The organism is Streptomyces sp. W16 (genome assembly GCF_033194735.1).
Classification (GTDB): Bacteria; Actinomycetota; Actinomycetes; order Streptomycetales; family Streptomycetaceae; genus Streptomyces.
The window spans coordinates 1-4,450 of record NZ_JAWOAI010000677.1; the positions used below are offsets into that span (position 1 = coordinate 1).

Annotated in this window: 4 protein-coding genes and 2 pseudogenes; all 6 read right to left on the reverse strand. The window is 70.2% G+C overall.

Annotation, left to right across the window (positions count from 1 at the left end):
• On the reverse strand, nt 1–1,528 hold a 1,528-nt coding region (locus R6V09_RS46890; protein WP_317887571.1), incomplete at its 3' end, for an FAD/NAD(P)-binding protein.
• A 401-nt stretch (nt 1,529–1,929) separates the two neighbouring features.
• Nucleotides 1,930–2,529, reverse strand: coding sequence for a GTP-binding protein (locus tag R6V09_RS46895; RefSeq protein WP_317887572.1), 600 nt, complete (start codon nt 2,527–2,529; stop codon nt 1,930–1,932).
• Nucleotides 2,513–2,869 (reverse strand): DUF742 domain-containing protein, encoded by a 357-nt coding sequence (locus tag R6V09_RS46900; protein ID WP_317887573.1) that lies wholly within the window; start codon nt 2,867–2,869, stop codon nt 2,513–2,515. The genes R6V09_RS46895 and R6V09_RS46900 overlap by 17 nt, the downstream gene beginning before the upstream one ends.
• Nucleotides 2,866–3,210: pseudogene (locus R6V09_RS46905) on the reverse strand (roadblock/LC7 domain-containing protein); the annotation flags it as partial. The pseudogene R6V09_RS46905 and the gene R6V09_RS46900, both read right to left, overlap by 4 nt.
• The gene (locus R6V09_RS46910; protein ID WP_317887575.1) at nt 3,177–3,302 is read right to left on the reverse strand and encodes a hypothetical protein; all 126 of its coding nucleotides are present in this window, start codon (nt 3,300–3,302) and stop codon (nt 3,177–3,179) included. The gene R6V09_RS46910 and the pseudogene R6V09_RS46905, both read right to left, overlap by 34 nt.
• 400 nt (nt 3,303–3,702) lie before the next feature.
• A pseudogene (locus R6V09_RS46915) lies at nt 3,703–4,450 on the reverse strand (cysteine-rich/transmembrane domain-containing protein); the annotation flags it as partial.

A 4,450-nucleotide genomic window follows, 5' to 3' on the forward strand; every position in this document is an offset into this window, starting at 1 on the left:
CGACGGTCGGCTCGGGCAGCCGTGCCTCGACGAGCGCCCGCGCCTCGACGGTGACGCCCGGCACGGTCGGACTGGACGCCCGGAACACCCCGTCCTCGGCGGTCACGGCCATGTCCGCGCCGACGAACCGCACGATGCCGGCCCGGGACAGCGCGAGCAGTTGGCGCAGCCGGGGTCCGGGCGGCCCGGAGGCGAGATAGCTGAAGAAGCCGTGCCACCAGGGGCCGATGTCACCGAGCCGGATCAACTGCACGTAGACGGAGAGCAGTCCGAGGAAGACGGCCAGGTCGGGGCTGTTGGAGGGATCATGACGGCGGCTCAGATCGGCCTCGACATACGCCCGCAGGCCCTCCTGGAAAGCCTCCTGCGACGGATACCGCACTCCGTCCAGCGGGCGGTCGAGTGCCGCGAGGTCGAGCCGGTCGGCGGGGTCGGGCACGGCGGACGCCACGAGCGCCTCGCGCTCCGCCGCCTCCCCGGCCGCGTACTTCTCCTCGAAGTCGGCCCAGGCGATCGCCGTCCGCTCGGGGTGCACACCGAACAGCCGGTGGTAGTGCGCGAACCCCAACTCCTTCTCGATCAGCGGCCATACGTCCCGCCGGAAGTCGAAGCCCTCCGGCCGCGCGAGTATCGCGTCGACCTCGGCGGGCCCGAAGAACCGTGGCAGCGGCGGCCGTTCACCGGTCCACTCGTAGCCGATCTTCGAGTGGTACGGCACTCCGCGCCGCGACCCGACGTACAGGACCGGCTCCTGCCCCGAGGGGACATAGGTGTCACCGTCGTGGCGCCCGCCCCGCCCCTCGGTGAGCAGCACCATCAGGTCGACGAAGGCGAGCCCGAAGCCGCGGACGATGACGGGTTCGCCGGGCGCGAGGGAGGTCAGGTCGCTGTCGGCGGTGAAGTCGGGCGGCAGGTGGACCAGGTCGTGGGCGCGGGCGTAGGCCGCCAACTCGCGCTGTTCGTCGTCGAGTTCGGCGTCGAGGTGGCCGATCGCGAGGACGACGAGGTCGGCGAGGAGCGGGCGCGGGCGGCCCTCCAGCCACACCTGCTGGCGGCCCTCGCGCGGACCGCTCACCCGAAGGGCCCGCTGCGGATGGTGGTGGACGGTGACGCCCGGCGGCAGCGCGACCACGGCCTGTTCGTGCACCCAGCGCAGATAGGCGCCCTGGAGCTGCCGGTCGGCGAAGGTGGAGCCCTCGATGTCCGCCCATTCGTGCAGCGTGGGGCCGGGGCGTACCGGGCCGTCCATGACCACCGTCTCGTCGGTGAACATGGTGACGTCCTCGGCGTGCGAGTTCATCCACAGCAGCGGCGACTGGGCCGCGCGCCAGATGCGTCCGGCGCCCGGCTGATGGGGGTCGACGAGGTGGATGTCGAAACCCTCGGCGCCCGGATCGGCGTACAGCTCGGCCGCGTTGGCCGCGATGCGCTCGATGAGACCGGTCCCCCGCGGCCCGGCCCCGACGATCACGAGTGAGGGCTTTGTGCTCGGGGCGGCGAATACGGGGGTGAGAATGTCGGAAGACATGCGAAGACTCCGTGACGTGAGCAACACGGGCGAATGCCTTCACACAGGGCGCCTCGCGGCACCGTACGGCCGAGCCCCTCAGCAGGACCGTCCACCGACTGTACGGCGCCGTTTCCCCTCAGTGTCAAGGAAGTCCACACTGTGAGCAGTACGTCTCATCTCGGTTGACGCCCCACCGGATGCCTGTTCCACTTGGTCCATGCATCCGCAGCAGTGGCTGGTCAAGCGCTCCCACATCGACCTCGGTCGAGTGTGGTCCTCTTCCTGTTGAGCTGACCCACTGCGCGTCCCGGTCGCCTGAATCTCCCTCTGACCGTGCGCCTCACGTGTTCTCCCTCTCCACCCGTTCTGCCTTCACACACCCCTCCCCTCGGGTTCAGTCCGCACTTCCTCCGCCAGGCCTACCGCATCAGAGCGGCCGTACGCCGTCGCGGTGTCGCCCGGACCCCGATCACCCGGTCCATCAGCGCACCGAGCACATCCCGTACGGAGTCCCGGCTCCGCGCGTCGCACTCCAGCACGGGCACGTCCGCGCTCAGCCCCAGCGCCTCCCGGACCTCCTCGACGTCGAACCGGTCGGCGCCGTCGAAGCGGTTCACGGCGAGGACGAACGGCGCGCCCTGCGACTCGAAGTAGTCGACCGCCGGGAAGCAGTCCTCGATCCGCCGGGTGTCCATGAGGACCACCGTGCCGAGCGCGCCCTCCACCAGGTCGTCCCAGAGGAACGAGAACCGGTCCTGCCCGGGCGTCCCGAACAGATACAGCGTCATCGTCGGATCGAGCGTGATCCGCCCGAAGTCGAGGGCGACGGTCGTGGTGGTCTTCGCCTCGACCCCCACCAACGAGTCGACGCCCACGGAGACTTGGGTCATCGCCGCCTCGGTGTCGAGGGGTTCGATCTCCGAAATGGCCCCGATGAACGTGGTCTTGCCGACCCCGAGGCCGCCGCTGACCACGATCTTCACGGCCAGCGGCACGATCTTGTCAGAGCGCCCGGACATGGTCCCTGATCCTTTCGAGCATCGGGAGCGGCAGCTCCGCGGGTTGCCGGCAGGCGAGTTGCCCGGCGACGACGAGGTCGGAGATCAGCACTTTCGCCACTCCGAGAGGCACACCGACCCGGTGCGCCACCTCGGCGACGGTCGTCGGCCGCTCGCACACCGCGACGATGTGGCGCCGCTCGAAAGCGAGCGACGGATCCGGCACGCCGACGGCGACGACCAGCGTCTCCAGCCGCAGATCGGCCTGGAGGGGCTCGGACCGGCCGCCGGTGATGATGAACGGCCGGACGAACGTCGCGTCCTCGTCAGGTTCTACGTCTCTGGGCTGTTCACCGTTCACCGTGGCAACGCCTGCCGCAGATCGGCGATGAGCATCGGGGTGAGCAGATCACCCGCCCGCTCCGCGAGCACCGCCATCTCGTAGCCGACGAGGCCCAGTTCACCGCTGCTGTCGGCGAGGACACCGAGACAGCTGCCGTCCCGGGTCGCCGAGACGAGCAGGAAGCCCCGGCCCATCTCAATCGTGATCAGCTTGACCCCGTCGAAGCTGTACCGCTTGGACGCGCTGCGGGTCAGGCTGCTCAACCCCGAGACGATCGCCGCGAGATGTTCGGCCTCGGTCCGCCCGAGCCCGTCCGACACGGCGATCAGCAGTCCGTCGGAGGAGACGGCGACCGCGTCCCCTTCAGGGCCACGTCCAGCTGCTGGCGCGCGGTGTCGATCACCTTGCGCTGCGTGGGCAGCTTGGCGCTGAACTGCCGGGCTCCGCCCACGATCCGGTGGTGAGCCCGCGCTCCTTCTGCAGCTCGTGCACAAGCCCCTGGAGGGTGATCTCCAGGCGCGCGTTGTCGGCGGTCGCGGAGGCGTTGCGGTAGGCGGAGATCTATTCGGTGGCCGCGAGGGCGAGGACCAGAATCCTCAGCAGCCTGGCGCGGATGCTGGTGGTCGCCTTTTGTTGTGACGTCCACTGAAGTGCCTTAAGTGGATGGCGAGTTGATCAAGAGTCGAACCTGAGGCAGAAATGGTTCTGCTCCCGCCCAACGACACCCACGGCACACCGGTCACCGGATCATGTTTTTGTTTTACCGTGCCGAAACACGGCCCGCCCGGCCTCGCAGGTCGGCAATGGCCCGCGAAGCCGCCGTTTACAACGACGGTGACTGCCCGTCACGGTCAGCAGTCGCAGCACGAGAGACATTCGCAGCACTCGCAGCACTCGCAGGCGTCGCAGCACGAACAGTCGCAGTTCGAGCGGCACCCCTCGCGCCGCCGCCGTGACCACGGCCCCTCGAACTCGTCGGCACAGCACACCTTGCATGTGCAGCACAGCCCGAGGGCGGCGGCGCACCCGGCCCAGAAGCCGCGCTTGTCGGGCCGCGGGGGCTCACCGCCGAAGGGGTTGCCGCCGTGGGGATCGCCGCCGTAGGGATTCCCGTCGTGCCGTGGATCGCCCGGCAGGTAGGGGGTCTGCGGCGGGCCGAAGGCGGCCTCGGGTCCGTGCCCGCACGACTGCGTGCCGAAGGCCCGGTCCACCGAGCGCCCCAGTTCGTGCGCGAGCAGCAGATGCGCCAACTTGCCGTCGGTGAAGGAGGTCTCCCGCAGCACGAGCCGTATCCCGTGCAGCGCGTCGTCGGCCAGTCGCCGGGCCTCGGTGAGCGGGGTGCCGGTCGCGGTGAGCGGGTTCCAGGCGCCCGACGCCGCGTCGGACTCGCGGTCCTCCACGGCGTCCAGCAGATGCGCGAGCCGGCCGAAGAGGCGCCCGGCCTCGGCGAGCGGTGCGGCGTTGCCGGGCCGTCCGGCCAGGAGCGCGGTGTGGGCGAAGGCGGCTGCGGTGGCCGTCTCGGTCGGCTCGGTGACGGTCAGGATCGGCGTGCCGGGCCCGGCGAGGGCCTCGATGCCGAACTGCCGGTCCACGGCCTCA